25 protein-coding genes and 1 tRNA gene are annotated in these 26723 nt (G+C 60.0%); 16 read left to right on the top strand and 10 right to left on the bottom strand.

The annotated features are described in order from the left end of the window. The first annotated feature begins 97 nt into the window (after positions 1-97). From J2S62_RS11700 to J2S62_RS11690, 3 genes are read left to right on the top strand one after another with little or no spacing between them, the layout of a single operon-like run. Complete coding sequence (locus J2S62_RS11700; RefSeq protein WP_310174923.1) at positions 98-1543, top strand: L-lactate permease; 1446 nt, start codon at positions 98-100, stop codon at positions 1541-1543. Positions 1544-1589: 46 nt separating this feature from the next. Further along, positions 1590-2246, top strand: a complete 657-nt coding sequence (locus J2S62_RS11695) for a SatD family protein (RefSeq protein WP_310174920.1) — start codon at positions 1590-1592, stop codon at positions 2244-2246. Further along, a complete protein-coding gene (locus J2S62_RS11690; RefSeq protein WP_310174918.1) occupies positions 2237-2971 on the top strand; it encodes a hypothetical protein in 735 nt (244 codons plus the stop codon). Before J2S62_RS11695 ends, J2S62_RS11690 begins: the two co-directional genes overlap by 10 nt. Positions 2972-3032: 61 nt before the next feature. Here the strand turns inward: J2S62_RS11690 and J2S62_RS11685 are convergent, their stop codons facing one another. Together J2S62_RS11685 and J2S62_RS11680 are read right to left on the bottom strand one after the other, a co-directional pair. Beyond that, positions 3033-4655: an ABC-F family ATP-binding cassette domain-containing protein gene (locus J2S62_RS11685; RefSeq protein ID WP_310174916.1), complete on the bottom strand. Its 1623-nt coding sequence runs from the start codon at positions 4653-4655 to the stop codon at positions 3033-3035. Between the two features lie 226 nt (positions 4656-4881). Beyond that, positions 4882-6231, bottom strand: a complete 1350-nt coding sequence (locus J2S62_RS11680) for an HNH endonuclease (protein ID WP_310174915.1) — start codon at positions 6229-6231, stop codon at positions 4882-4884. 324 nt (positions 6232-6555) lie between these two features. Between J2S62_RS11680 and J2S62_RS11675 the strand changes: the two genes are divergently transcribed. Then, positions 6556-7221, top strand: a complete 666-nt coding sequence (locus J2S62_RS11675; protein ID WP_310174914.1) for a 4a-hydroxytetrahydrobiopterin dehydratase — start codon at positions 6556-6558, stop codon at positions 7219-7221. A gap of 79 nt (positions 7222-7300) precedes the next feature. After that, the gene (locus tag J2S62_RS11670; RefSeq protein ID WP_310174912.1) at positions 7301-8134 is read left to right on the top strand and encodes a hypothetical protein; all 834 of its coding nucleotides are present in this window, start codon (positions 7301-7303) and stop codon (positions 8132-8134) included. A gap of 12 nt (positions 8135-8146) precedes the next feature. On the opposite strand, the gene J2S62_RS11665 is transcribed toward J2S62_RS11670, so the two are convergent. The 4 genes from J2S62_RS11665 to J2S62_RS11650 all read right to left on the bottom strand — a co-directional run bounded on the left by J2S62_RS11665 (position 8147) and on the right by J2S62_RS11650 (position 11356). Beyond that, entirely contained in the window at positions 8147-8959 is an 813-nt protein-coding gene (locus tag J2S62_RS11665; protein ID WP_310174909.1) for a TIGR03084 family metal-binding protein, read from the bottom strand. Between the two features lie 44 nt (positions 8960-9003). Further along, positions 9004-10224, bottom strand: coding sequence for an MFS transporter (locus tag J2S62_RS11660; RefSeq protein ID WP_310174906.1), 1221 nt, complete (start codon positions 10222-10224; stop codon positions 9004-9006). Positions 10225-10287: 63 nt separating this feature from the next. Next, positions 10288-10647, bottom strand: coding sequence for a branched-chain amino acid transporter permease (locus J2S62_RS11655; RefSeq protein WP_310174904.1), 360 nt, complete (start codon positions 10645-10647; stop codon positions 10288-10290). Continuing rightward, positions 10628-11356: an AzlC family ABC transporter permease gene (locus tag J2S62_RS11650; RefSeq protein WP_310174901.1), complete on the bottom strand. Its 729-nt coding sequence runs from the start codon at positions 11354-11356 to the stop codon at positions 10628-10630. Before J2S62_RS11650 ends, J2S62_RS11655 begins: the two co-directional genes overlap by 20 nt. 128 nt (positions 11357-11484) lie before the next feature. Here J2S62_RS11650 and pdxS point away from each other — a divergent pair, with 128 nt between their 5' ends. The 6 genes from pdxS (at position 11485) to J2S62_RS11620 (ending at position 16950) form a co-directional block, all read left to right on the top strand. Then, a complete protein-coding gene (pdxS, locus tag J2S62_RS11645) occupies positions 11485-12363 on the top strand; it encodes a pyridoxal 5'-phosphate synthase lyase subunit PdxS (RefSeq protein WP_310174899.1) in 879 nt (292 codons plus the stop codon). A gap of 21 nt (positions 12364-12384) precedes the next feature. Beyond that, on the top strand, positions 12385-13308 hold the full coding sequence (locus J2S62_RS11640; RefSeq protein ID WP_310174897.1) for an EamA family transporter: 924 nt from the start codon (positions 12385-12387) through the stop codon (positions 13306-13308). A 315-nt stretch (positions 13309-13623) separates the two neighbouring features. Beyond that, positions 13624-14934: an endonuclease/exonuclease/phosphatase family protein gene (locus tag J2S62_RS11635; protein ID WP_310174895.1), complete on the top strand. Its 1311-nt coding sequence runs from the start codon at positions 13624-13626 to the stop codon at positions 14932-14934. Between the two features lie 9 nt (positions 14935-14943). Continuing rightward, positions 14944-15435 (top strand): DUF456 domain-containing protein, encoded by a 492-nt coding sequence (locus J2S62_RS11630; RefSeq protein ID WP_310174893.1) that lies wholly within the window; start codon positions 14944-14946, stop codon positions 15433-15435. A 19-nt stretch (positions 15436-15454) separates the two neighbouring features. Then, complete coding sequence (locus J2S62_RS11625; RefSeq protein ID WP_310174891.1) at positions 15455-16069, top strand: hypothetical protein; 615 nt, start codon at positions 15455-15457, stop codon at positions 16067-16069. A 20-nt stretch (positions 16070-16089) separates the two neighbouring features. Further along, positions 16090-16950 carry a hypothetical protein gene (locus tag J2S62_RS11620; protein ID WP_310174889.1) on the top strand — a complete coding sequence of 287 codons (861 nt, stop codon included), beginning with the start codon at positions 16090-16092 and terminating at the stop codon, positions 16948-16950. Positions 16951-16953: 3 nt separating this feature from the next. Here J2S62_RS11620 and J2S62_RS11615 read toward each other — a convergent pair. Continuing rightward, a tRNA-Cys gene (locus J2S62_RS11615) sits at positions 16954-17025 on the bottom strand. A gap of 137 nt (positions 17026-17162) precedes the next feature. Here J2S62_RS11615 and J2S62_RS11610 point away from each other — a divergent pair. Then, positions 17163-17948, top strand: coding sequence for a YggS family pyridoxal phosphate-dependent enzyme (locus J2S62_RS11610; protein ID WP_310174887.1), 786 nt, complete (start codon positions 17163-17165; stop codon positions 17946-17948). 18 nt (positions 17949-17966) lie between these two features. Here the strand turns inward: J2S62_RS11610 and J2S62_RS11605 are convergent, their stop codons facing one another. After that, positions 17967-20483, bottom strand: a complete 2517-nt coding sequence (locus tag J2S62_RS11605; protein ID WP_310174885.1) for an ATP-dependent DNA ligase — start codon at positions 20481-20483, stop codon at positions 17967-17969. 106 nt (positions 20484-20589) lie between these two features. Between J2S62_RS11605 and ku the strand changes: the two genes are divergently transcribed. From ku to J2S62_RS11585, 4 genes are all read left to right on the top strand, one after another. Beyond that, entirely contained in the window at positions 20590-21441 is an 852-nt protein-coding gene (ku, locus tag J2S62_RS11600; protein WP_310174883.1) for a non-homologous end joining protein Ku, read from the top strand. 113 nt (positions 21442-21554) lie between these two features. Then, positions 21555-22451 (top strand): glycine betaine ABC transporter substrate-binding protein, encoded by an 897-nt coding sequence (locus tag J2S62_RS11595; RefSeq protein ID WP_310174881.1) that lies wholly within the window; start codon positions 21555-21557, stop codon positions 22449-22451. A 90-nt stretch (positions 22452-22541) separates the two neighbouring features. Then, complete coding sequence (locus J2S62_RS11590; RefSeq protein WP_310174879.1) at positions 22542-22985, top strand: prevent-host-death protein; 444 nt, start codon at positions 22542-22544, stop codon at positions 22983-22985. Positions 22986-22991: 6 nt separating this feature from the next. Further along, positions 22992-23336 carry a hypothetical protein gene (locus J2S62_RS11585; RefSeq protein ID WP_310174877.1) on the top strand — a complete coding sequence of 115 codons (345 nt, stop codon included), beginning with the start codon at positions 22992-22994 and terminating at the stop codon, positions 23334-23336. A gap of 29 nt (positions 23337-23365) precedes the next feature. On the opposite strand, the gene J2S62_RS11580 is transcribed toward J2S62_RS11585, so the two are convergent. Further along, complete coding sequence (locus tag J2S62_RS11580) at positions 23366-24550, bottom strand: acetate/propionate family kinase (protein ID WP_310174874.1); 1185 nt, start codon at positions 24548-24550, stop codon at positions 23366-23368. A gap of 33 nt (positions 24551-24583) precedes the next feature. After that, positions 24584-26656, bottom strand: coding sequence for a phosphate acetyltransferase (gene pta, locus J2S62_RS11575; protein ID WP_310174872.1), 2073 nt, complete (start codon positions 26654-26656; stop codon positions 24584-24586). Positions 26657-26723: the final 67 nt, after the last annotated feature.

Raw genomic sequence — 26723 nt, 5'->3', positions numbered from 1 at the left:
GAGACGTCGTGATCTCACGGGTCGTGCCGGCTGAGCCGCTATGCTTAGAGTTTGCGAGGTCAGGACGTAAAGGGGAGTGCCGGGTATGGGGCTGTTCATGGCAATCCTGCCCGTGCTTCTGACTCTTGGACTGTTGGCCGTACCCCGCATGCCGGCTGCCTTCCCGCCGCTGCTAGGCACCATCAGTGCAGCCGTGCTATCGCTAATCTATTTCAACGCCCCAGCCGGCGATCTGATCGACGCGTGGAACGACACTTTTTGGACCCTGATCAAAGTCTTGGCGATCATCGGCGGGGGAGTACTGCTGTCCGGGGTGATGGACCGGACCGGCGCCCAGCGGCAACTGGCCAACTGGCTATCAGCCGGTGGACCAACCATCCCGGCCGCGCTGCTCATGGCCCAAGGGGTCGTCCCGTTTTTGGAAACCGTCACGGGCTTTGGGGTCTCCGTACTGATCGGTCTGCCACTGCTGCTCTCGCTGGGTTTCACCCCCTACCGGGCCGCGCTGCTGACCCTGTTGGGGCTGATGATCGGTCCCTGGGGTTCGATGGGACCCGGCACCCTCATTGCCGCCGACGCCGCAGGGGAGTCCCTCACCGCCATGGGCGTGGCCTCAGCGTGGATGAACATCGTGCCTTTCATTGTTTCCGGGGTCGCCGTGGCGATCATTGCAGGCAATGGCTACACCACCATCACTCTGTCCCGCGGCCAAAAATTGCTCTGGGCCGGGATCGCCACCGGTTCTGCGCTGCTGCTGTGGGGACTGACCATGGGAGCCAACCTGCTACTGGGCACGCCCGTCGCCGGCGCGGTCGCGACCCTGATCATGTCCGTACTGTGGCTGTTATATATTCGCCGCGGGCGACTCACACCCGGCCCGGGTCGTTCCCTTGTGCCGTATCTGATCCTGATGATCGGCACCATCACTGGCCAGGTCATCTACCGCAGCGTGGATCTCGGGGTCTTGGGAGAAATCATCGCCTCGCCAGCGTTGTGGTCCACCACCGGTGCCCTGGTCTCGCTGACCTTTTTGACCATGCCGCCCGACAAGAAGCGCGCCTTACCCAAAGCGACGTTGGTGATGTGGTGGGGCGTGGCCATCCCCACCGCGTTGTATGTATTACTTGGTGTAATAATTGCCGGCGGGGGACTGGCCGATGTCATCGCCGGCAGCCTGGCAGCCCTTGGCCCGGTGTACCTGTTCTTATTGCCCTTTGTCGCCGGCCTATCGGGATACATCACGGCTTCAGGCACCGGTGCCAACGCGATGTTCGGCGCGACGCAAGTTGCCGCAGCACAAGGCCTCGGCGTCTCGCCCTTATGGGCCATGGGGCTCCAAAACTCCGCCGCAGGCTGGGCCATTATCGCCGGGCCTGCCCGCATCGAGTTGGCCTACCGCATGGGGTATGCCTACCAACGCGACGATACACCCGGCCCGGTCATCAGCCGGGGCGCACTCGTCAAAGTCCTGCTGCCCATCGTGCTGTTCAGCCTCGTAGTGTGGGGCATCATTGCCGTCCTCTTCCTCCCCACCACCGCCTAAATAAAAATGCTTATATCGCTATGAATATAAGTGATATTGTGGTCCCATGGTCCAAGCCGTAGGCATCATCGCAGACATTGTGGGTTCTCGAGATCTCGAAGATCGTCCCGCCGCCCAGCGCGCGATTCTCAACGCCTTCGAACACGCCCAAGATAGCGTCCCGGTTGAACAAGACGCCTGGGCAACCGTCGGCGACGAATTCCAAGTCATTACCGCAACCTGGCAAGACGCACTGCGCATCACCCTGCGCGTGCAGGTGGCACTACCCGAGGACCTGCGGTTGCGCTTCGGTATCGGGGAGGGCCAGATCAACACCATCGGCGACAGCCCGGCAGGCCCCATTCAGGACGGCACCGCCTGGCTCAACGCCCGGGATGCAATCGAAGACGTTGAACAACATCAGCAACACCATGACGAGGCACTCACCGGGTTCCGCTCCGCCGATGCATCACTCACCGCAGCCGTGACAGCGCAGTTACTGATGCGTGACCACATTGTCGCCCGAATGAAAGCCCGCGAACGACGCCTATTTGCCGCACTACTGGCCGGGGCAACGCAACAAGAAGCTGCCCGTGAAGAAAAGATCTCCCAAGCCGCCGTCTCACAAGCCGTACACCGCTCCGGTGCCATCGCACTGCTGACCGCCGACGACCTGCTCCAAAGCCAGAGTGCCCAAACGAAAGAGGCGACCTCATGCTCGTGATTCTGACCATCCTGGCCGTCGCCGGCACCGACCTCATCGGTTTGGCGCACCCGCGGGTCTCGACACAAACCGTCCGCTATATCCAGCTGGCCTGGTGGCTCGTGCTCACCGTCGCTGCGGCATTCTGGGTCCGCCCCGAAGGCTGGGCCGGAGCCGTCGCAGCACTGGTCGCCCTCGCGTGGTACTTCATCGGTGAGCGTCGGGATGAGCGTTTGCACGAGCAGCGCGAAACCGGGATCATCGCCGAACTCTATGCCTGGTCAGCAGTCGGTCTCGTGGTTCTGCTTGCAGGATTAGCGTGGATCGACATCGCACTACTCAGCGGTACGGTGCCCACCGGGCTCATGTGGTTGGCCCTGGCACTATTCCTCACCCAAAGCGGCAACCGCATCACTCGCTGCGTGCTGTTACTCTCCGGCCGAGAGTTGGGTGCTGACGGTGTTCCCGCAGGTGCGGTCCCGGGCAGTCGCCTCAAAGGGGGCCGGGTCATCGGGCCCCTAGAACGCATTTTCATCACCGTGCTCATCGTGTTTGAGGCCTATCACATAGTGGCAGCGCTGATGGCTGCCAAAGGTATTGTCCGCTTCCCCGAGATCTCGGCTGAAGCCAAGCGCGACGATGCCACGGGCACGAAAGCCGAAGAGTTCCTCGTGGGTAGCTTGGCCAGCTGGGGGCTCGCCGGCGGCGCGGGACTGCTGGCGGCCATCCTGTCCGTGCAAGCCTAAGAAGCTAAGACAAAAACCCTTATAATCCGCACAGTATAAGGGTTTTTGTCATCGGGTGTTCTTACAGGTTAATCGCTGCCCACTGCTGGGTATCGCGCAGCAGCTGACGATCGTGGGTTGCCAACACCACCGCCGCCTCAGTGGTTTCAAGTGCGGCAGTCAGTTCTTCAACCAACTGGAGCGACAAATGGTTCGTCGGCTCATCCAGCAATAACACGTTCGGACGGCGGGCCAGCACCAGCGCTAATTCCAAACGACGCTGTTGGCCCATGGAAAGTTCTCCGACCCGCAACCCGAACTGTTCGGTTCTCAGCAGCCCTAGCTCGGATAGTGCCATCGACTGGTCCGGGGCCAGAATGCCTCGCGAGATCAACCGCTGGACATGAGTCTCATATACCTCTGACACGAGTTGGTTTGCAGGCAGCGAAGACTCTTGCTGTAGGTAACCGATACGAGCATCGGCATGGCCGGTTACCACCCCGGTGTTCGGTGCCAACTGGCCGGCAAGCACCTGCAGCAACGTCGATTTTCCTGCCCCATTGGGGCCAGTGACCACCAGCCGGTTACCACCGGATACTTCCAGCGAGACAGGCCCGCGCAATCGCTCGCCCACACTGATATCGTCCGCCGTCAGTAACGTCGTGCCGTGCTCGCACGGCAGTTGGGGGAAATTCAACACCAAGGGAGGCTCAGGGATGCTGAGCGCGTGCGCTTCAAGTGATGCTTGACGGCGTTGCACGTTGTGAACCGTTGATGCTGCTCGGGTCGAGCGTCGGTGCTTGCCCGAACCTTTGGGTGGACGCCAACCGGTGACCAGACGGTCCTGAGCTGCTTGTAAATCCTGTTGCAGCTGAGCGTGCTGGGTTTGTTGTTGTGCATATTCTTGTTCCCACCGGATGCGTTCTGCTTCGGCACGCGCACGGTAGCCCGCATAGCCATCCCCATACAGTCTTGGACGACCATCCGGAGTCGGGTCCAGGCTCAGAATGGCTTCGGCGACGTCGGATAATAAGGCTCGGTCGTGGCTGACCACGACGACTCCACCGTTGCGCTCACGCAGACTTTGCGTCAAAAACTCCAAGCCGCTGCGGTCCAGGTGGTTGGTTGGTTCGTCGAGGAGAAGAAAATCGTAGCTGCCACCCAAAAGACAAGCCAGCCGCACGCGATAGCGCTGCCCTACGGACAAGGTCGACAACACCACCGCGTAATCGGTTTCGGCATCTAACGCTTCGAGTGCCAGCTGTACGCGTCGTTCCGCGTCCCAGGCGCCAAGGGCTTCGGCGCGTTCTAACGCTAGGGTAAACCGTTTATCGGCTCCGGGTCGTGAATCGGCCAGCGCCAGCGAGGCTTCTTCAAATTCGGTCAGCGCAGTCACCGCCGGAGCGATTGTCGCTGCGACTGCGTCGCCTACGGTTCGGTTGTCGTCGATGGCCATGTCTTGTTCTGCCACACCGATGGTGCCATGCCGGATCACGGAACCCGCATCGGGTGTGAGCTGGCCTGTTAACACGTGCAGCAGCGTGGTTTTGCCGCGACCGTTTTCACCCACCACCGCAATTCGAGAGGTGGGAGTTACAGTCAGGTCGACTTGCTGGAGGACGGGTGTGGTCCCAAATGTGACATCGACGCCACGAAGGGTTATTTGGGCGCGCGAAAGCGCAGGGTAAATGGTTTCGGAAGACATACAGTTCCTCTAAATACTTCAGGCGTGTAGATACGCAAAATAGTGACCGGCATAGGTCAGGACGAGCTGCCGCCGCATACTCAGATCAGAAGTTTTCGAGCGCGGAAGGCCGAGTCGCTATTAGAGGAAGAGGAGTAACTGTAAAGCCATGCCCAGCAGCATAACGTAGATCAACAATGTTGACCAGTTCCACACAGCACGCTCTTCTATAGAGGGCATGGTGGGGTTAGGCTGCGGCGGGCCAGGCGATGTCGATGGGGCCGATGGGTGGGTCGGTGGTATCGTGGCGCAGCTGGCTGATTGGGGGCCGGGTGGGGACCGTGTATTGATGCCCGGTGGGGGTGGTGACCATCAACAGATCCGGAGTGCCCGTATAGGACCAGCCTCGGTTTTCTTTGCGCTGGTTGCAGCGTTTACACAGCCCGGTGGCGTTCTCCCAACTGGTGGCCCCACCCTGGGCCCAAGATTTGCGGTGATCAGCATCCTCGACTGGACTGTTACACCAGGGGGTGGCGCAGGTATCATCCCGGATGGCCAACATCTTGGACAGTCCTTCGGGGAAGTGGCGGCGTTTGGACTCTAGGGCCACGAGTTGGCCGTCGGTGGCTCGGGTGTACATGCGTCGGAAAAACTTTGCCGCCGCTGGGTCTGCGAGCCAGTGTTTGACCATCCCGGCGGGTAGGGGTCCGTGGCCGGGGAGCCAGGCCGGCACGTCATCGTTGCCAAACAGGCTGGTGTCGTGCATGACGACCACGACTTCGGCGGTGACCCCGTCGGCGGTGGTCTGCCCGGTGAGCAGCTCGACGAAGATATCAGCTATGACCTGGTCGCGACTCAACGATTCGTCACCAATGGCCTCGGGGGTGTCACCGGCGGCTGCGGCCTGGGTCTGCTGCCGGCGGTGGGCGGCTAGGCGTTGATTGGTCAGCTTTTCGAGCGCGTCCATGACTGCTACCGCCTGATGGGTGGGCAGTTCGGCGGTGAGATACGAGAGGCCGTCGCTGCCTGGATCCAAGCACACCCGACGATCCCGCCGATTCTGCGCGGCCCGCTGCTCAGCAGCCTTGCGGTCTAACCGGTAGGCGTGTCCTTGGATGAGTTTCCGTAGCTGGGAGCTGGAGGCCTTACCCACTCGGTGGGCAATCAGCCCATCAATCTCCCGCCGGTGAGCATCCGAGAGATGACTGGTCTGTTCGGCCACAATCCGAGCATGATACTCACTGACCCGCCCATCCGCTAACGCCGCATAGGTCTTCGGGAGCACGTTACACAACGCGGTGGCCGTATACGTCAGCGCGGCCCCCACAAACGGCGACTCCCCACGAGCCAACCCGACTTCTGCCTCAATGCCTTTGAGTTGCTCAGAAGTCGTGATCCGCATCCCGGCCTCATGGGCCTTGCGCTGTTCGACAAACGCATTCGTCGCCGTGGCCTGGGCAGCAGCCAACGCCCGCTTCGCGCGCTCCAGATGCTGGAGCCGGTCAATGTTGTCTTCCTCGGACGCAGCAGGCGGTAGCGAGGCCAGGGACGTCACCAGTTCCTGGACCTTCTCTGCTACCTCAACTGCTGTTTCCATACCCCCATGCTAGCTATTCACACGGACATGATAAGGGAAAACCCAGGTTCTGTGGACAACCCCGCGAAGACCTCCGAGCCTGTGGAAAAGTGCCACCACGCTCTCAGAATTGACTATCACCGCGCAGAGTCGATACGGCAACCGATGCGACAAACTACTCCTCCATACTGCAGACGATGAGGAGCCTTTTCTCTCAACGTCGGGAGTGAGATATCGAAGCCACGTGAAGCATGCTGCAGCCCTCGACAGGCTCGACCGAGGGTGCCACACTTGAGTTGGGACTACGCCCACCGCTTCGATGCCACTTATTGTAGGAGGCCCGCCATGACCCACGTGACCTCAGCAGAAGCCCAAGAACAACTACCTGACTGGACGGTCGTCGACGGACGACTCGAAGTTAGCGTTCGCGCCAAAGACTTCACGCAAGCAATCGAATTCGTCAACCGTTTCACCAACTTTGCCGAAGCCCAAGACCACCACCCCGACTTCGAAATCCGCTACAACACCATCCGGATGCGCGTGGTCAGCCACGACGTGGGCCACCTGACCGACCGCGATATTCGTTTCGCCACCTCCGTGGATGTGCTGATTGAAGAAATGCAGCTGAAGCGGCAGCCCGAGAAAATTGCCCGAACGCACCTGGTGCTCGTCAGTGCCGACGTCGCGGCGATCAAACCGTTCTGGCAGGCCATCCTGAATTTTAAGGAAGCCAAAGGGGATGAAAACATGATCGTGGATCGGTCCGATGTGCTGCCGCCGATTCGCTTTCATCAATTCGCCGATACCTCAGCATCCAGCGACGAAGTCAATCTGTCCGGCGCACTGGGCAAAGCTCATCTGGATGTCTTCTTACCCGCCGACCAGGCCAAGTCCCGTGTTCAACAGGCCGTAGAAGCTGGCGGAAAACTGCTCAACGACACCGAAGCCCCAACCGAGTGGGAATTATCCGACGCCGACGGTAACCGCGTGTTTGTCCGAACTGAACGCTAAATCGCGGATCGGCTCTCTCGCAGGGATTTAAGGCCGACAAACCTCGCCAACGCGGGTGTGAATTGCTTATCGTAGCGGTATGCAACTCACACCCCGGGCGAGGTCTTTTATCGTCGGCACGCCGCTAATCGGCGCGCTGGCATTCGCCGGGTGTGCCAGTATCTCTGACGGCCCGGTGACCGAAGCCGAAACCGCTTCGGTGGCCCCGACGCCGGCTGCGACCGAGGACCTCACCACGACGGTGGAATTGGGCGATGGACATCTCACGTTTGAGATCCCAGAGACCTGGGATGCGGAATTTGAAGATCTCACCGCAGCCCTAGAAGCCGATGAGAGGGCAGCTGAATTTAACGGCCGCTCTGCCCAGCGCGCTGTCATCACCAGCCCAGATGAGACCGCACGGGTTGACGTGTTTACCAACATGCCGTGGCCCGATATCGTCGCGGTCGACGCTGATGAAGTCCAGCTGCTGCATGCTGAGCCGCTCGATATGGGATATGAACCCGCCGAGGATGGGTATGGCATGTGGCTCCGTGCGGTCATCGGTGAAAACCCGGAATTCACCGACGAACGACCCACCTATGGTGCCTATGACGAACGCTTCGAGGGCGAGCGATACTTGCTCGTGGTGGCACCATATTTCGCCGACGACGGTGTGGGACCACCGGATGAACTCGACGGCGGAGTCGCAGCATTTCGCTTCCCGTTCAGTGACACTCCCGCGGGCGACCGGGCTGATGAAAGCATCACCATCGCGGCTGGCACCATACGCCAGAGCGTCGCCGAGGATCTGACCGGTGAAGAAGGGCTAGACGCCATGCGCGCGGTGGTCGACACCGAAGAATACGCGGAACTGATCGACATCGTCCAAAGTTTCCGGGTCCATGTCGAGCCCGACGCGATTCAACCGTAAAGCACGCGAGCGTTATCCATCGGGTGCCTTCGCTTGGCGGGCGCGGACCACCGACTTCGGAGCGCCAGCAAATGCCTGAGCTATCGAAGCCCACTGCGCAGCATCATCGCCGGTGATCTCCAGTTCGAGTTCTGATAACTCAGCACGTTGGGTCACTAATAAGGCAAAATCCCAGGCCGAACCGCGCACGCTATTCTCGGCTGACGGTTCGCCCCACGTCCAGACTTGGCCCTCGGGCCCCGTGAGCTCCACATACATGTCCGTTGACGGGGGCTCGAGGTTGTTGATGCGATAGGCGAAGCCTCGAGTGGCAAGACCCAGGTGGGCAATGTCGTGGAGTGCGTCGGTGGCCGGCCAGCTCGCATCCAGTGCGTTGGCGACATCTTGTCCGTGCGCCCAGGTCTCCATGATGCGCGCGGTGACCATCGACAAGGCCTTCATGCTTGGCCCAAACCACGGGAAACGAGCCTGCGGATCAGCGTCTTCTAACGCTTCGGCCAGCGCCACTCGGCTGGATTGCCAACGCTCGAAGAGTTCGGCGACCTCTAGCTGTGCACGCTGCTCGGCGGCTTCGTCCACAAAACGCTCGGACTGGCTTGACTGCTGTTGAAATTCCTCGAAGCGGTCAGGCTCGCGCAGTGCTGCCAGCGCCGCACCATCGGTCCAGTGCAGATGCGCGATCTGGTGCGCGATGGTCCAGCCGACCGCCGGGGTTGGTGTCCGCCACGCGGCGTCTGGGAGATCACGCACGAGGTCTTCTAAGATTTGGCTTTCTTGGCGCAGCCGTCCAACAGCTGCCTTGATCCGATCCGATGCAGGTGGCATCACAACGCTCCTCTGGGTTCAGGTCACACGTTCATTGTGCGGGATTAGTCCCGCTGACGCCACGGGCCACGAACGCGCCGGATCCGCCCGAACGCGATGATCATCGAGATCAATGCCAACCCCGCAAACACCAGGAGCGTGACGTTATAGGGCATCACCGGGAGCAGGGCGGCGATGACGGTGGGGAACAGGAAACCCACATAGGTTAGGGCGTAGAAAAGGCCCGTCAGACCGGCCAAATCCTGGGCGGGGGCGATCTGTTGGACCCGGGTCAGACCGGTGACCAACACGCTGCCATACCCCAGACCCAGAACGACGGCGGCCATCAACCCGATGATCGGGCCCTCCTGATAGGAGGCGAGGGAAGCCAGCACCAAGCCGATGACGACGGTGCCCAGCCCGATGGGCAGACCGCGCCCGTCGAGGTGGCGATCCAATCTCTGGGCAAACGGCTGAATGAAGGCCCCGATGCCAAGCGTCAACACGGCCATGGTGGTGGCATAAATGGTCGTGTACGCGCCGGTCGCATGGGCCATAATCTGTGGCAGCAACCCGTAAGCAATACCGCCAGCACCGAACACCCAGGGGGCGGCAGTGGCCACCTTGATCAAGAAGTCCGGATGGGCCGCGCTGGGGGTGTGCAGCTGGCGCATCCAGGAGCCCGAGTCGCGTTGCTGCGGGGCCGTGGCGCCGACGGTTTCGGGCGCAAACGCCGTCGGGATGATAGTCAAGACCAGCAGGGCCAGGGTGATAATAAACGGGGTCACGGTGGGAGCTGGGACCCACTGGGCCATGGTGCCGGTGGCTGCAGCGCCCACACCAAAGCCCAGCGTCATCGTCAGCGAAGGTCGCCGTGCCCCGGCCCCGGTGGTCGCCAGCGGGTCCCACTGCCGCGAGGAAAGCTCTTTGATCCAGGAGGTGCCCACGGACATGCCGATACCCACGGCCAACCCGGCAAAGAACCGCCCGGTGAACAACATGGTCACCGAGGTCGACCCCAGCAGGATGATGACATTGCCCAGCGCCGAAGAGATCAACCCGGCCAAGGTCAGGGGTTTGCGGCCATACACATTCGACAGTGCCGCGGCGACTAAGAGCCCGGGGACCAGGCCGAAGACGTAGGTGCCCAGCAGCATGTTGGTTTGCCACGGGATCAGGTCGGCGACCTCATCATAGAGCGGCAGCAGCGGCGTAAAGTGGTTCCCACCCCAGGCGATAAAAAACAGCGACGGAACCGCCAGCTTCCAGGGGGTGATGTTGCGCATGGGCATCCTTCCGGGAGCTTGGGCTGTGGGTGGTCAGGTGCTGGTGACGGGGCTCGATGGCAGTTAGCCGACGAAGTTTACTAGTACCACGTAGGTTACCGTGCCCAGGCCGATCGAAATGAGGGTGCGCCGACCCAGGGCGAGGTGTGAGGTGATGGTTACCGCAACGGCCAGTAGCAGTTTCCACAGCACGGTGTCGGCTGCGGAGGCGGTTGAGTAGAACAAGACGATGGCCAATAATCCCAGGATGCCGGCTGGCATCCATAGCGCCATGATGTTCACGAATTTCGAATCGCGCAGTTTCGACAGGATTGCAAACGGCAGGGCGCGCAGGGTGAAGGTCACCACGAACATGATGGCCAAGACCGCGATGATGTACCAGGTGGCCGGGGCGGTATCGGGACTAGTCGCGAGCAGCACCATAGAGGCCACCCTTTCGTTGCGCCGTGAAGTAGCGGATGGTCAACAGGGTCATAAACAGGATCATGCCGGCAAAGACAATCTGGTCCGGGGTGATCAGCAGTGCGGCAAAGAACGCGACGGTGGCGATCAGCAGGGAGGGAAGTTGTTCGCGCGAGCGCACCGCGTCCAAGGTCAGGGTGATGAACAGGGCCAGCAGCGCGAAATCTAAGCCCGCGATGGTGCCGGGGATTGCCCATGCCACGGCTACACCGACCAGTCCGCCTCCGACCCAGTAGGACTGCATCGAAATCTGCATCGCCAGCAACCTCGGCGCGGTCCACCCGGTGGGATGGGCCGCGGTGACTGCGTAGGCCTCATCGATGAGCGCGTGCATTGCATAGAATTTCGCGATGGGGTTTTTGATCACGTGTAGCGGGAAGGAAAACGCGTAGAAGACGTGTCGGAAGTTTACGAAAAACGTGGTGACCGCGATTGTGAGGAGCCCTGTGCCGGCGGTCATCATGTCGATCATCAAAAACTCTAACGAACCGGCGTAACCGACGATCGATAAACCCGGCACCGACCACGCGGGCAGCCCGGCTTGCACGGCTAATAACCCCAGGGCGATGCCCAAGGGAAAAAGTCCCAACCCGGGACCGATTCCAAGTTTGAGGCCAGCAAGAATTTCGTGACGGCGTGCTGGTGAGCCCGTTGTCGACTCCGTATCCATAGCTCCATAATCTCAGGAAGTGCACCGGTGTCCTGACGTATTGCGCAATAGGTGGGCTATCGCACAACCTTCCAGTATGATTTGGCCTAGGCCAATTTATGGCATAGGCCAAAACTTGAAAGGATATTATGACCACCACACCAAACCTCAAGACCGGACTCTCCGACCAATTCCGCGGGGGAGTGATCATGGATGTAGTCACACCGGAACAAGCGCGCATCGCAGCAGACGCCGGGGCCACCGCAGTCATGGCGCTGGAGCGGGTGCCAGCCGATATTCGAGCCCAAGGTGGCATCGCCCGCAGCTCGTCACCGGAGCTGATCGAGGCCATTATCGAAGCCGTCGATATTCCAGTCATGGCCAAGGTTCGCATCGGGCACTTCGTCGAAGCCCAAATCCTGGAAGCCCTCGGGGTGGACTTCATCGATGAATCGGAAGTCCTGTCGCCGGCAGATTACGTGCACCACGTGAATAAATGGGAGTTTACGACGCCTTTTGTGTGTGGTGCTACGCACTTGGGCGAAGCCTTGCGGCGCCTGACCGAGGGTGCGGCCATGATCCGTTCCAAAGGTGAAGCCGGCACCGGAGATGTATCCGAGGCTGTCAAACACTTGCGCACCTTGAAATCCGAGATCGCTGCACTGCACGCCATGGACGATAATGAACTCTTCGTCGCGGCCAAAGAACTGCAGTCCCCGTATGAGCTGGTAAAACAGGTGGCAGAAGAAGGTAAACTACCAGTGGGTTTATTTACCGCCGGTGGCATTGCCACACCGGCCGATGCGGCCATGATGATGCAAATGGGCGCCGACGGGGTATTCGTAGGATCGGGAATCTTCCACTCCGACAACCCCACCGCCCGTGCCCGAGCTATCGTGACCGCCGTGCAAAACTACAACGACCCACAGGCAATCGCTGACGCATCCCGGGGTATCGGGGACGCGATGGTGGGTCTGAACGTATCTGATATTCCGGCACCGCACCGCCTCGCAGAACGCGGCTGGTAGCCGCATGTAAAGGAGGAACAGTTGGTAGATCGCACTGCCGGCATTTCAATGACCGGTGTGTTGTTGGTCGTGGCGGCGACGATTTCGCTACCGCTGGGCGCGTCTGTTGCCACCCAACTGTTCCCCATCGGCGGCGCCTGGGGTGTGTCAGTCGTCCGCCTCCTGCTAGCTTCCGTTCTCCTGCTGCTGATTGCACGGCCGACGCCCTGGCGATGGAGTCTCAGCGCGTGGCGAGAAGTGGTGTTGTTCGGCATCAGTCTGGCCGGGCTCAATGCCTTCTTCTTCGCAGCGGTAGAGCGCATCCCGTTGGGCGTAGCGGTCGCCATTGAATTCGTTGGCCCGTTGGCGCTGGCGGTCATTTTGTCGACCAATCGCCGCGACCTCATCTGGATCACCATGGCGGGCATCGGGTTGGTCGTGCTGGGCGTCGAATCGCTAGCCGGTGATGCCTCATTCGATGTGCTCGGGCTGGTCTACGCAGCGCTGGCGGGGGTGTCCTGGGCGTTTTATATCCTGCTCAGCGCCCGCGTCGGGAAACGGCTGCCCGGAATTGAGGGCCTGCCCATGGCCACCCTCGTTGCGGCGCTGGTGGTCCTGCCCTTCGGGTTCACCGGGCTGATCGATATACTCAACGTGCCCGAAGCCTACTGGCTGGCCTTGGGTGTGGCCTTATTATCCACCGTGATTCCGGTGTCATTTGAGATGGCGGCACTGCGCAGACTACCGCGTAACGCATTTTCTATCCTCTTGAGCCTCGAACCGGTATTTGCCGCGCTGATCGGCTGGGTGCTGCTAGACCAAACCTTCGGACTCCTCCGAAGCCTGGCGATCATCTTGATCGTCGGGGCGACCATCGGCATGACGGTCGCGGCCGCCCGCATGAGTCGAGAAGTCGTCGATCAACACGAAGCGCGAACAGCGACTCCCGACGACACAACAGCGTGAGCCGCTCCGACAAACGACCGCCATGAACATCACGTGTGATGTGTGTCACGACAAATGTCCATGTCAATGGCGGGGTGGAGAATTTCCGATCCAAACCACCCGAACGTATGGTCACAAAATGATTACATTCTGATCAAGAATGCGTTGCATAAGTTTTGCCAGCAAAATCGGGTAACCGAACACAACCGCATGAGCATGCGTTTGCGGGGCGAAAGTGTGACTCAGGGTAAGTTTCAGTCCATGAACTCGGACTTTCAATCAAACCGGGTGGCGCTTATGCTGGCCGATATGCAGGAAACCCGCTCTAGTTTTCGAGTGCAAAAAACAGTGATCGTCGCAGCCGCTGCTAGCTGCCTCGCACTGGGTTTCGCGTCCCCAAATGCCGCAGCCGCAGAAACATCAGATGATGCAGAGCTGCCGTATTGTCCCCGTCCCGGCGCAGAAATCCTGGCCGATGACAGCGCCCAACAGCCTGGGGGAGAGGTCGCGAACTCGGCTGCACCCGCAGATTCCGCAGCCAAAACTCCCGTAGTCGCTGAGACCCCCGAGGACGCCCTACGGGTCGCTACCTACAACGCAAACCTCACCCGCGAGAGCTCCGGCGAGCTCTTCGAAGAACTCTCCGCCCCCGGAGCCGAGGACGCCACCGCCGTTGCTCGCGCCGTGCAAACCGTCCGGCCCGATGTGCTGGTGCTGACCGGCATTGACGTGGACGCCGGAGACAACGTCGCCAAAGCCTTCAACACCAACTACTTGGCCGTCGGCGGCGATGAACACACCGGTATCACCTACCCATACTTTTACACCTCTGACTCCAACGCCGGGGTGGATTCGGGCGCGGACCTGAATCGCGACGGCACCATCGGTGAACCAGGCGATGCCCTCGGCTACGGCAGTTTCCCCGGACAGTCATCCATGATTGTCTTTTCGAAGCATCCGCTTGATGAAGCCAACGTCCGCGACTTCACCTCCCTGTCCTGGGAGGCCATGCCGGATAACAATATGCCCGCGCGCCTGACCGATCTCGAGCGCAATATCATTCCGCTGGCTTCCGTCTCGCACTGGGACATTCCCGTTGAAGTCGACGGCGAAACGCTCCACGTGCTGGCAACGTCTACCGCAGATTCCTCGGAAAGTACCTACGGCACGGCTCGCAACCACGACCAAATCCGGTTTTGGCAGGACTACCTGGACCCAGACACCGAATACATCCTGGACCACCGCGGCGACCGCGGTCCGCTGCCCGAAGACGACGCCTTCGTGATTGCCGGCTCGCTCAAAGCCGACCCCACCGGTAAAGGACCGGGCGATCCAACGGCCATCACCAGTCTGCTGGAATCCAGCCAAATCATTGATCCGGAACCGGCCCGCACGCTGAGTGTCAGTGGTTTAGGACGCGGTTTGCTCCCGGACACCCCGGACGCACCGCACCACACTGCCCCCAGCCCCTTGGGCGGCGATGAAAGCTACCGGGCCGACTACGTGCTGCCCAGCGCAGACCTTGAGGTCCTCGATTCTGGTGTGCTCGAAACTGACAGTCCAGCATCTGCTCAAGGCTTCTTCGGATTGCCCACCGATACCAATGCCAACCGCATCGTGTGGGCAGACATCGTCGTGGGCGGCTAACCTGACAGTGTGGAAATACTTGTCACCGTCATAGCAGCCCTGCTGATGCTCGTCGCCATCGGCGGCATCATCTTCCCGATCCTGCCCGGCTCACCGGTAGCCATCATCACCATGATCGCCTGGGCCTGGATCCTCGGCTCGACCGCATCCTGGTCCACCGGTGTCATCGCCGCAGCCCTGGCACTGGTCGGCTGGAGCGCATCACTGGTGCTGACCGGCCGAACCATGCGACGCGAACGCATCCCCAATCGGCCCATCATCATTGCGACCATCGCCGCGATCATCGGGTTCTTCGTCATCCCATTTTTCGGGCTGTTCATCGGCTTCGTTCTGGGATTATTTGGTGCCGAATACCACCGACGCCGCGACCCCAAAGCAGCGCTGCACTCCTCGGTCGAAACGCTCAAAGCCATGGGCATCGGCATGCTCATTGAAATCGCCTGCATTATCGTGGCCACCGGCGTCTTCGGTGTGGGCGTACTCATCCACTTTCTGTCCTAGCCTTCGTTAGAGTGAGGGCATGTACCCAGAAACTCTGACCACCGGCCACCGCGGCATCTGGTCGCACCCAGAACACCAACGCACCACCCAGCTGGTGCTGGTCTTACACGACGCGGGCTCGACCCCAGAAACCGTCGCCGACCACTACTTCAGTCATCTGCCAGACGGTGTCACCGGTCTGGCACTGCAAGCCGGATTCGAGGCCACCTTCGGCCACAACTGGTTCACCACCTCGGACCACCAGCACCCCAGTTTCCCTGAAGTCATTTCGGCGGCACACCGGGTGTTTGACGCCCTGGACGACGATGAATACGGCAACACCAGTTACACCAGCGTCCAAGTCGTAGGTGTCGGACAGGGTGCAGCGCTGGCCACCACGATGCTGCGAGTTCGCCCCGAAGCGCTCAACGCCGTCGTGGGTGTCAACGGGTATGTTATCGACAATCCGATGCTGGCCGCACTCGACGCATCAGCAGATGCTAACCAGGCCAAAAGTGTTCTATGGATCGGCACCGGTGAGGCCGAGCAGCGGTCGGCTGATTTCAGTCTTCATTGGTTGACAACCCACACCCGCGTCACCGAAGCTGAGACCACATCGGCCATCACACCGTTTCTTGCACAGAATGTGAGCTGATCTTGACGAACGAAAATGACATGTCAAAAGCAAAAGCCGCGAAACGAGCCAACCGCGACAAAGCTGCCCGCCGCGCCCAGAAGATGCTGAATCAAGCCGTCGACGCCAAAGGCCGGCCCAAGCCAGCATTCCAGCGCGCGGTGCTGTCAGCGATGCGCGCCCAGCGGCCGTTAGTCATCGCCAACCTGCGCCGGTTGAGTAAGAAATATCCCAAGGATTCTCCCGGCGAGCTCGCCGAACGGATCTCGCAGCACTACATCAGGTCGCTGACCGGCACGGGTGCAGCAGCCGGCGGGGTCGGTGCGGTGCCAGGGATCGGAACCGCGACCAGTCTCGGAGCGTCCTTCGGCGCGACCCTAGGCTTTCTGGAATTCACCGCGTTCTACGCCCAGTCCATCGCCGAGCTGGCAGGGCTGCACACCAATGACGATCAGGAAGCTCAGGCCTTGGTCATGACGATTATGTTGGGTGAAGAAGGCCGCGAGCTCCTGCAACAAGCCGCCAAAACCCAACCCGGCACCCGGTTTGGCACCCTGGGCCCCTCGGCATGGATTGCGTCGGGGATCACCGGGCTGACCGAACGGGCATTTTCGAAACTGGCCAACCGGTTCATGAAAACCCTGGTCCGCGGGGAAGCCGTCCGCTTCCTTGGACGCCTGGTGCCCTTTGGGATCGGTGCCGGCATCGGTGGGGTAGCCAACCGCAACCTGGCACGCCAAGTGGTCAAACAAACTCAAGAAACCTTTGGCCAACTGCCGCAGTGGGAATATCTGCCGGAACTATTTGCCGAGCTCAACAGCACGCGCAAAACACGCCGGGAGATTAAAGCGGCTGACTCACTTGAAGCCATCGAAGCCACCGACACTGGTGGTGACGAATAGTAGAGGTGGGGGCAGGAATCGAACCTGCGTACACGGCCGTGCGGGCCGCGACCTAGCCTGCTCAGTCACCCCACCGGAAGGTCTTTAGGTATTGTAGCCCGGTCCTCGCGCTGTGGAGCAAGTATCACCGAGTGCTTTCAGCCGCAAGGTAACCCGGCAGATCAAGCCCAGTACTGTGACAACGCTCGTGCAGCTTTGTTACAGTCTGGCATATGCCAGACGCCATCTCATCGCCCGAAGAATTCCCCGAAGCTCGGACCGTCGAGGATTTTAAGGCCAATATCGCGGCGGTGCGCCAACGCATCGCCGATGCCGCAGCACGGGTCGGTCGCGAGAGCGACGACGTTCGGTTGCTGGCGGTGAGTAAAACCGTGCCCGAAGCACGCATCCGCCTGGCGGTCGCAGCCGGGTTGGATGAGCTGGGCGAAAACCGGGTACAAGAAGCCACCGCGAAATACCATGCGATGCAAGACCTCAATATTCGGTGGTCGATCATCGGCAACCTGCAAACCAACAAGGCCCGTGATGTGGCCGCCTATGCCGCCGAGTTTCAGGCGTTAGACCGCTTACGCGTGGCCGAAGTCTTGGATCGACGGCTGGCGGCCGCCGGCCGCACGCTCCCGGTTTTCGTCCAGGTCAATACATCCAACGAGCCGCAGAAATATGGCATCCACCCGGATGAACTCCGCGAGTTCCTCACAGCACTGCAGGACTACCCGAGACTCAAAATTCAGGGACTGATGACCCTGGCGGTCTTCACCCCGGAAGTCGAACGCGTCCGGGAATGCTTTGTGCTGTTGCGCAACCTTCGGGATCAGATGCTCGACGAGGCCCCAGAGCTGATCGGCCCGGGCGAATTATCGATGGGCATGTCTGGTGACTATGAGGTCGCCATCGAAGAGGGTGCCACCGTGGTCCGCGTCGGCCAAGCTATCTTTGGGGCACGCGCAACGCCCGATAGTTATTACTGGCCGGGCATCGCTGAACCCAACAAGTAAACACTCCGCACGTCAGGGTTAGATCGTCACGTCCTCGGGATCGATATCGTCACGGAGACCGCGCCATACCGGATGCCGCAGCCTGCCATCTCGGGTAATGCCCCCGTATTCAACATCTGCCACCAGTTTGGGGGTCACCCAATGAGCATCGCGACGCTGATCGGCTGGCACTTCGACCGGCGGTGTCTTGCGGGTGATGCTGTCTAATTGTTCGCGAATATTGCGCAATTGGTGCATATCGAACCCGGTGCCGACGCGTCCCATGTAGGTCAGTTCGCCGTCTTCGTCGTGGGCTGCTAGCAACAGTGAACCGAACGTGTTCTGCCGGCCGCCCTTGCCGTCGCGCCACCCGACAATCAGCACCTCACGGCTCATCGAATGTTTGAGCTTGAGCCAGGTTTTGGTACGCTTGCCGGGCAGATAGACACTATCTTTCTTCTTCGCCAGTACCCCTTCGAGCTTGAGTTTCTTGCTCGAAGTCATGGCATCATCCAGCGAGCCGTCGAAGGCCTCGGGCACGAAGATACTCTCGCTCTCCGAGACGATTTCGAACAGTCGTTGACGACGCTGCTCATAGGGGGTGCGCAGCAGCGATTCGCCGTTGGTGCGCAGCACGTCGAATACCATCAGATACACGGGCGTTTTGGCGCGCTCTTGTTCAATATCTTTAGATTTAGTCAGCTTGATCCGACGTTGGAGCCGACCGAATTCGGGATTGCCACCGTCGCCAAACGCGACGATCTCGCCGTCCAGCACACAGTCGTGTTCGACGCACCGGGCGAGTTCGACCAACTCGGGGTAGGTATCAGTCATATCCAGACCGTTGCGGCTGGTCAACGTGACCGCGCCTGGATCATCATCGGTTGCAGCCTGAACGGTGGCAATGGCTCGAACCCCATCCCACTTCATCTCAAAAGCCCAGTCGTCTGCATGATGACGGACACTGTCGACCTTGCCGAGCGTGGCCAACATTGGGGGATAGTCCGCAGGGTCTGCCCGATCGGGGACTTTAGCAGGAGTAGGCTTTTGCCGCTCTTCGGCATCCTTTGTGGACTTCGATGTGGTCTGCTTAGCCGAGGATTCCTTCAGGTGGATCATCCAGTTGCGCGCAGGATCGTCATTTGGACCGTGCTCACCGGTGTTGAATAGCGCGAACTCTTTGGTGCCGCCCAGCCCGCCGTCGGGTTGGCCGTGCAGGAGCGCGGTGACCTCTTTGCCGTCTCGCCATTTTTCGACTTCGTAGGTGCCCCAGTCCCAGATGGTCATCTCGCCGCCGCCGTATTCCCCTTTCGGGATGGTGCCTTCAAAGGTGGCATATTCGATCGGGTGGTCTTCGGTCTGGATGGCCAAATGGTTGCGCTTCGGATCGGTGGGTGGGCCCTTGGGCAGCGCCCAGGACACCAGCACGCCTTCGTGTTCGAGGCGCAGATCCCAATGCAGACGACGGGCGTGATGTTCTTGGATCACGAAAATCAGTTCGTCGCCGCTTTTTCCATGACTGTCCGGGACCGGTTCGGGTGTTTTGTCTGGGTCCCGCATGGATCGGTAGGTCGTGAGCCGATCCTGGGGTGCTTCCTTGGGTTCCGCATTCTCCATGTCGCCGGCATCATCGGCCCCGGCACGTTCGGCCAGCGGTTCGAGCAGATCGCCCAGGTCCTCGATGCGTTCCAGGACCTCTTCAAACCGCAAGTGTTCAACACTTGCGGGGTCATCGAGCTCCTCCCAGGTGCGCGGGGCAGCGACCGTGGGAGCGAAACGGCCGCGCATCGAATAGGGTGCCACCGTGGTCTTGGACGCCGAGTTCTGCGACCAGTCGATGAAAACCTTATTCTTCCGCAGCGTCTTCTTCATCGCCGAGACAATCAGCTTGGGATGATCCGATTCGAGAGTGCGGGCCAGCTCGTGGGCCACATCGGAAACCTGCTGGCTCGTCGACGTCCCGTCTAACGGCGCATAGAGGTGCACCCCTTTGGACCCACTGGTCAGCGGGAAGACCTCTAGTCCCATCCCGTTGAGCAACTCACGCACCAGGTGGGCGACCTCTACACAGTCGGCCAGTTCCCGACCTTCGCCGGGGTCCAAGTCGAAGACCATGCGGTCGGGATACCGCGTCTCGGAGGTGATCGTGCCGGGATCAGACGACCCGGGCAGCACGCGCCACTGGGGGATATGCAGTTCCAGGGAGGCCATTTGGGCCAGATACATTAAGGTGGCCTGGTCTTGGATCAGCGGATAGTGTTTGGTGCCGGTGCTGTGCTTGATCGCACGCGACGGGATCCATGACGGGGCGCCCTCCGGCAGGTCCTTTTCGAAGAACACGTTGCCGGGCTTATCCGGTGTGCCGACCCCATCGACCCAGCGCTTGCGGGTGGCGATCCGGTCGCGCGCGTGCCGGATCAGATACGGGGCGATCCGGGCATAGTAATCCAACACTTCGCCCTTGGTCGTACCCGTTTGGGGATAGTAGACCTTATCCAAGCTGGTGAGCTTGAGACGGTGGCCATCGATGGAGACTTGCTGTTCATTGCGGGCCATCAGAACCTCCTGTGCGGTGCATGCTACCTGACGGAGTTTTCAGATACGATACTTCGCCGAGCAACGGGGCTAGCCATCGACCAGTGGGTAAGTTTTAATGGGGGCCATGAGAGCTATCTGGACTGGATCAATCGCATTTGGCCTAGTAAATGTGCCGGTGAAGCTGTACTCAGCCACCGAGAACCACGACGTTCGCATGCACCAAGTGCACGACAAGGACGGCGGACGGATCCGGTACCAGCGACGCTGTGAAGAGTGCGACGAAGTTGTCGAATACTCCGATATCGAGCGAGCCTATGATGACGGCGACCATCGGGTGATCATTCACAAAGAAGATTTCGAAGCGCTGCCCTCCGATGATGCCGACGATATTGAAGTTTTGCAGTTCGTCCCGTCGGATCAGATCGATTCGATCATGTTGGAAAAATCCTATTACCTCGAGCCGACCTCGAAAACTCCGAAGGCCTACTTACTATTGCGCCAGACCCTGGAGGAGACGGATCGGACTGCGATCGTCAAAATCACCCTGCGGACTCGGACCCGGTTAGCGATTCTGCGGATCTGCGACAAAGTGTTGATGATCCAAACGCTGCGCTGGGCTGATGAAATCCGCGAAGCGAATTTTAAAGGGATCAACTCGAAAGCAAAGATCTCGGATAAAGAACTCGAAATGTCCAAACAGCTCGTGGAATCCTACTCGGAAGACTTCACGCCCGAAGAGTTCGAAGATGACTACCAGGCCGAACTGCGCAAACTCATTGACGCCAAGATCGAAGCCGGCGACACCGTTGATCTGGAAGAAACCTTCCCCGAGGAAGACGAGGACGACGATACCGGCGGCGATGTCGTCGATCTGATGGAAGCACTGCGCGCCTCGGTCGAGAAATCCCGGTCCTCCAAGTCAGGTGGGTCGAAGAAGAGTAAGTCGAAGAAGTCAGCCTCGAAAAAATCCGCGTAACGTTTTGCATAGGCTAGTGCAGCAGAGTGACTCGCATAACGCATCGGCAACGATAAGCAGCGGGACTCACTCTCTTCTCGGATGCTCACACTTTGCGGAAGGACCCTAGCCCTATGAAACGTGCCCCCATCATGAAATTCGCTGCGGCGCTCACACTTGGCGGATTGGCGTTGACAGCCTGCGGAGATGCTGACAACGCAGAGGCTAGCGACGATTCGATACACATCGTCTACACGCCTTTCGATGAAGGAGTCGCAGCCACCTACCTGTGGAAGCACATTTTCGAAGAGCAGGGGTACGAGGTTGAACTGACCCTGGCCGATGTTGGGCCCACCTATGCTGCGGTCAGCCAAGACGATGCGGACTTGTATTTTGCGTCCAACCCAGAAAGCCACAGCGAATACATCGATGAATATGGTGACGGCTTTGAGCTGCTCGGTACCTGGTACGAACCTCTACGTCACGCGATGGTGGTGCCAACCTACGTCTATGACGAGGGTATCCAAGAGATTGCAGACCTGAAAGGTCGGGGTGACGAATTCGGCAACCAAATCGTTGGGATTGAAGCCGGAGCCGGTATCACCCGTGAAGCCAATGAAGCCGTCGAAACCTATGGGCTCGACGACTATGATCTGCTCGATAGTAGTACCGCTGCCATGCTGAGCGAATTTGGTGCAGCCGTCGCCAACGACGAATGGATTGTTGCGACCGCGTGGAATCCGCACTGGGCGGTCGCGGAATACGATATGCAATTCCTCGATGACCCAGAAGGCATCTTTGCCGACGGAGACACCTACGAGGTTGTGGTCAGTGACAGTGCCCAACAGCGCGAAGATCTGATGGGCATGCTGTCAGCTTTCGAAATGAACGATGACCAGATCTTCTCCCTGCTGGCCGAGATACGTGACGCCGACGAAGATAACGAAGAAGCAGCCATCGAAGCGTGGCTCGCCGACGATGCACACCAACAACTCGTGGACAGTTGGGTCGCTGCAGGTTCAGAGCAGTAGGGTCAGCATCAATCTAACGTGACGAATTTCTCTCACACAAATACCAACTTGGGCTTGAGTTCAGAATATGTTCAGAAGTATGGTGGGGGTATGATCACCCGTGACGCCTTTAAATCCTCCGAGCTTAGTCGCGCCTCCAGCGAGGTCTTTGCTGCAGCAGCAGACCATCCTGTAACTGTGACGCGGCGAGATGGCGAGCCACTTGTCCTAATGTCGGAGCGCGAGGATACTGCTCGCAATGAACTCCTTAAATTAGCGGCACAACTCATCGGGATCGCGACCATACATGATGACGAACTCGTTGATTTTATGACGGAGCACTTCCCTTGGATGTTGGCACTCAGCCCAACGGACCAGGAGGCTTGTGCTAACGAGGTTCTCAACGCTGCCAGAGCTAGCTTTGCAACAAGCCAGGCTCATCTGGCGTTGTCGACGTTAACTTCGTGGCGAGAGACCGCGGAAGCCGTTGCGGCCGGGCTAGGCAAGACTCCCGTGGAGTGGATCGATAACGATGAACCTGTTGAGCGACCTTAGGGTTTAATGGCTAAAGATGTAAATGTCCCGCGTCCAGTCAAAAGCTCTGAATATCGCCTCCTCTTTGCCTCACGAGAAGCCAAAAAGGGCTGGACCGATCTTGCCGCGACGATTCGAGGACCATTAGCTGACAGCTGGGATTTTCTCACTAAATCTCCCTTGGAAAGAACACCAAACAACTATCCTTTGAAAGGCGAGCTCGGCACCGTTACTCGAAACGGGAAGCAATACGAGCGCTGGCAGCATAAGCCGACTCGTAAAGGCGATGCTCGCATATGGTTCTACGTTGATGAGCGCTTTGTCTATCTAGAACGCGTGCATACTCATCATCCAAACGAGACAAAACGGTAGTCTTCCTAGACGCTAAAGAACTGCGTTCATTACAATGCGTCGACGCCGTGGCCCCAAGCATCCGCTGACTCGACCAGGTGGAAGGTCTGCTGAGCAATGGCCATCTCCTCATCGGTGGGCACCACAGCGACGGCGATTGCTGAATCTTCAGTAGAAATCAGTCGCGGTTCATCAGCGCGAACCACGTTCAGGTCCTGATCGTATTTCACACCCAGGACGCCGAGTCGGTCGAGCACGCGCGCCCGGAACGGAGCAGAGTTCTCGCCGATACCGGCCGTGAACGTGATCGCCTGAGCGCCATCGACGGCGACATGGTAGCCGCCAATGTATTTTGCTAATCGGTAGGTCGCGATATCCAGCGCCAGTTGTGCATCGCGTGCCCCGGCTTCGGCAGATTCGAGCACCTGGCGCATGTCGGCGTGGCCGGTCAGACCCAACAGTCCCGATTCGTGATTCAGGATGCGGTCGACTTGGTCTGCGGTGTAACCGTGCGAGGTGATCAAATGGGTCAGCACCGACGGGTCGATATCGCCCGAGCGAGTGCCCATGACCAGCCCGGCCAGCGGGGTGTAGCCCATTGAGGTATCCACGGATTCGCCGTGTTTGATCGCGGTCGCTGAGGCACCATTGCCCAGGTGCAAAATGATGCCATTGAATTCGTCCCGGTCGGTGCCGATCAGCTCGGCGGTCATGCCAGTGACCAAATCGTGACTGGTGCCGTGGAACCCGTAGCGACGGATCCCGTGGTCGGTGTACCAGTTCTCGGGGATCGCATACCGCCAGGCTTGCGGTGGCATGGTCTGGTGGAATGACGTATCGAAGATGACCACCTGCGGCATGTCGGGCCACTTATTTCGAATGGCACGCAGACCCTCGGTAGCCGGTGGGTTGTGCAGCGGTGCCAACGGTGCCAGCCGGTCGATGGCGCGGATAACTTCGGGGTCGACTAGGGCGGGGGCTTTGAAGCGTTCCCCGCCGTGGACCACGCGGTGGCCGGTGGCATCGATGGTGCGGCCGTCCAGGACTTCGTCGAGCTCTTTGGCGACCACATCTAGGGCGGCGGTGTGGTTGGCGATCCCTGAACCGGGCACACCGATCCGTTCGACCAGACCGGAGGCCTGAATCGGATCGGCGGTGTCGGTGCCGTCATCGTTGAGTTCGCGCAGCTGGTACTTGAGCGACGACGAGCCCGAGTTAATCACCAAAATCAGCATGCTGTTCCTTTTCTCGTCCGTGGACGACTTGCGTTAGTTTGCTTGGGCCTGAATCGCGGTGATGGCCACGGTGTTGACGATGTCATCCACGGTCGTGCCGCGCGACAGGTCGTTGACCGGCTTATTCAACCCTTGCAACACCGGCCCAACCGCGACCGCGCCGGCCGACTGTTGGACGGCTTTATATGTGTTATTGCCCGTGTTGAGGTCTGGGAAGATAAACACCGAGGCGTTCCCGGCGACCTCAGACTCGGGCATTTTCGACGCAGCGACCGAGGCCGAGACGGCGGCATCATATTGCAACGGACCATCGACTTTCAGCTCGGGGTTCGCCTCTTTGACCAACCGGGTGGCTTCGCGGACTTTATCCACGGCTTCGCCGGCACCGGACTCGCCGGTTGAATACGACAGCATCGCCACGCGTGGCTCGACATCGAATTGCTGGGCGGTTTGTGCCGAGGCGGCCGCGATATCGGCCAGTTGTTCGGCATCCGGGTCGGTGTTGACCGCGCAGTCGCCGTAGACCAGCGCACGATCGGGCAGCAGCATGAAGAACACCGAGGACACGATCTTAGTGCCGGGCTTGGTCTTGACGAACTCCAGGGCCGGCCGGATCGTGTGGGCGGTGGTGCCCGCAGCACCGGCGACCATCCCGTCGACGTGGCCCTGTTGGACCATCATCGTGCCAAAATAGACCGGATCCAGCATCATTTCGCGCGCAAAGGCAAGTTCCACGCCCCGGTGGGCGCGCGCTTCAGCATAGGCCTGGGCGTAGGCTTCCCGGTCCGGGGATTCGGCAGGGTTGATCAGGTCAATGCCGGCCAGATCCACGCCCAAGGTTGAGGCGGTCTCTTGGATCTCGTCAACATCGCCCAGAATTGTCAGGTCGCAAACCCCACGACGGCGCAAAATCTCGGCGGCCCGTAGGATGCGTTCGTCCTGGCCTTCCGGCAAGACAATGCGTTTGCGGTCTGCCGAGGCGCGGGCGGTCAGCTGGTGTAAAAACCGCACGGGCGTCATCGCTGTCGGGTGCGCTAATTTGATGCGACCCAGCAGTTCGTCTTCATCGACGTGACGGTTCCAGGCCCCGAGTACTGCCGCGGTCTTGCGGGGTTGCGCGGCCGACAGGCTCGCCGGCACTGCGGCGACGTTCCGGGCCATCGTGAAGGTATCGGAAAATGACACGAACACCGGAAATGGTGCATCGGCGTAGAGTCGCTGAATCATTGGATTGGGTTCAATGCCATTGGTCAGGATCATGCCGGCGGCGACCGGGAAGTCGGCGGTGCGGGCCGCGGCCAGGGTAGCCAGCACGGCGTCGGAGCGGTCGCCCGAAACGATCACCAGGGCACCCTCGTTGAGCACCTGTAGGAAGTTGCCGCCCTCCATAGATACGGCTTTGACCTCGGAGACATCGCGGTCCAGCTGTTCGGAACCGGCCACCCAGTCCAGGCTCAGGGCGGAGGCGACTTCGCCGACGGTAGGGTAGCGGAGCTCTTCGAGTTCCGGAATGATGTAGACCTTGCGCTGATAGGTGCCGGGTTTGATGGTCGAGGCCATCTCATCGAGCAGGTCGGGGTCGGCACGGTTGACTACAATAGATAGCAGCTCGGAGCCGGCGTCACGCAGATTCGAGCGGGTCAATTCGACGGCGTCAGAGGTTTCTTGGGCGGTCAGGCCCTGGGCCGAAACCACGGCTAAGACCGGGGCATTGAAATGCAGCGCCAGGTCAGTATCGATCTCGCGTTCAAACCCGGTATCACCGTTCAGCAGATCAGTACCCTCGATCACCACGGCATCAACATTGGCGGCGACCTGTTCATAGGCGACCACAAGTTCGGCATAGAGCTGGTCTTGGTCACCCGAGGTAATCATCGAGCGCGCATACGCATCGGTCACGCCGCCGACCGCGGTGGTCGCATCCAGATTCAACGTCTCCCGCATGAGCTGGACCATCGAGTCATCATCCACAGAGTCACCGGGCACGATGGGTCGGAAATACCCCACCCGGCCGGTGTTGCGGTGCAGCGCATCCATCAGGCCCATGGACACCAGTGTTTTCCCTGCTCGAACCGTGGTCGTTGTGATGTAAATTCCCTGCGCCATGTTCACGTCCCTTTCGCACCGATGATCTCATGCACCCGTTCAACTATAGTCCTCGGGCCTGTTGGGG

The sequence above is a fragment of the Enteractinococcus fodinae genome (assembly GCF_031458395.1).
Classification (GTDB): Bacteria; Actinomycetota; Actinomycetes; order Actinomycetales; family Micrococcaceae; genus Yaniella; species Yaniella fodinae.
This window is presented reverse-complemented; position numbering and strand designations above follow the sequence as displayed.

Bases quoted from the DNA above. Each gene is read 5' to 3' on its own strand.
- J2S62_RS11680 (WP_310174915.1), bottom strand. From the start codon at position 6,231: ATGGAAACAGCAGTTGAGGTAGCAGAGAAGGTCCAGGAACTGGTGACG.
- J2S62_RS11670 (WP_310174912.1), top strand. From the start codon at position 7,301: ATGCAACTCACACCCCGGGCGAGGTCTTTTATCGTCGGCACGCCGCTA.
- ku (WP_310174883.1), top strand. From the start codon at position 20,590: ATGAGAGCTATCTGGACTGGATCAATCGCATTTGGCCTAGTAAATGTG.
- J2S62_RS11665 (WP_310174909.1), bottom strand. From the start codon at position 8,959: ATGCCACCTGCATCGGATCGGATCAAGGCAGCTGTTGGACGGCTGCGC.
- J2S62_RS11595 (WP_310174881.1), top strand. From the start codon at position 21,555: ATGAAACGTGCCCCCATCATGAAATTCGCTGCGGCGCTCACACTTGGC.
- J2S62_RS11590 (WP_310174879.1), top strand. From the start codon at position 22,542: ATGATCACCCGTGACGCCTTTAAATCCTCCGAGCTTAGTCGCGCCTCC.
- J2S62_RS11620 (WP_310174889.1), top strand. From the start codon at position 16,090: ATGTCAAAAGCAAAAGCCGCGAAACGAGCCAACCGCGACAAAGCTGCC.
- J2S62_RS11695 (WP_310174920.1), top strand. From the start codon at position 1,590: ATGGTCCAAGCCGTAGGCATCATCGCAGACATTGTGGGTTCTCGAGAT.
- pdxS (WP_310174899.1), top strand. From the start codon at position 11,485: ATGACCACCACACCAAACCTCAAGACCGGACTCTCCGACCAATTCCGC.
- J2S62_RS11700 (WP_310174923.1), top strand. From the start codon at position 98: ATGGCAATCCTGCCCGTGCTTCTGACTCTTGGACTGTTGGCCGTACCC.
- J2S62_RS11650 (WP_310174901.1), bottom strand. From the start codon at position 11,356: ATGGATACGGAGTCGACAACGGGCTCACCAGCACGCCGTCACGAAATT.
- J2S62_RS11625 (WP_310174891.1), top strand. From the start codon at position 15,455: ATGTACCCAGAAACTCTGACCACCGGCCACCGCGGCATCTGGTCGCAC.
- pta (WP_310174872.1), bottom strand. From the start codon at position 26,656: ATGGCGCAGGGAATTTACATCACAACGACCACGGTTCGAGCAGGGAAA.
- J2S62_RS11660 (WP_310174906.1), bottom strand. From the start codon at position 10,224: ATGCGCAACATCACCCCCTGGAAGCTGGCGGTTCCGTCGCTGTTTTTT.
- J2S62_RS11610 (WP_310174887.1), top strand. From the start codon at position 17,163: ATGCCAGACGCCATCTCATCGCCCGAAGAATTCCCCGAAGCTCGGACC.
- J2S62_RS11655 (WP_310174904.1), bottom strand. From the start codon at position 10,647: ATGGTGCTGCTCGCGACTAGTCCCGATACCGCCCCGGCCACCTGGTAC.
- J2S62_RS11580 (WP_310174874.1), bottom strand. From the start codon at position 24,550: ATGCTGATTTTGGTGATTAACTCGGGCTCGTCGTCGCTCAAGTACCAG.
- J2S62_RS11675 (WP_310174914.1), top strand. From the start codon at position 6,556: ATGACCCACGTGACCTCAGCAGAAGCCCAAGAACAACTACCTGACTGG.
- J2S62_RS11605 (WP_310174885.1), bottom strand. From the start codon at position 20,483: ATGGCCCGCAATGAACAGCAAGTCTCCATCGATGGCCACCGTCTCAAG.
- J2S62_RS11685 (WP_310174916.1), bottom strand. From the start codon at position 4,655: ATGTCTTCCGAAACCATTTACCCTGCGCTTTCGCGCGCCCAAATAACC.
- J2S62_RS11585 (WP_310174877.1), top strand. From the start codon at position 22,992: ATGGCTAAAGATGTAAATGTCCCGCGTCCAGTCAAAAGCTCTGAATAT.
- J2S62_RS11690 (WP_310174918.1), top strand. From the start codon at position 2,237: ATGCTCGTGATTCTGACCATCCTGGCCGTCGCCGGCACCGACCTCATC.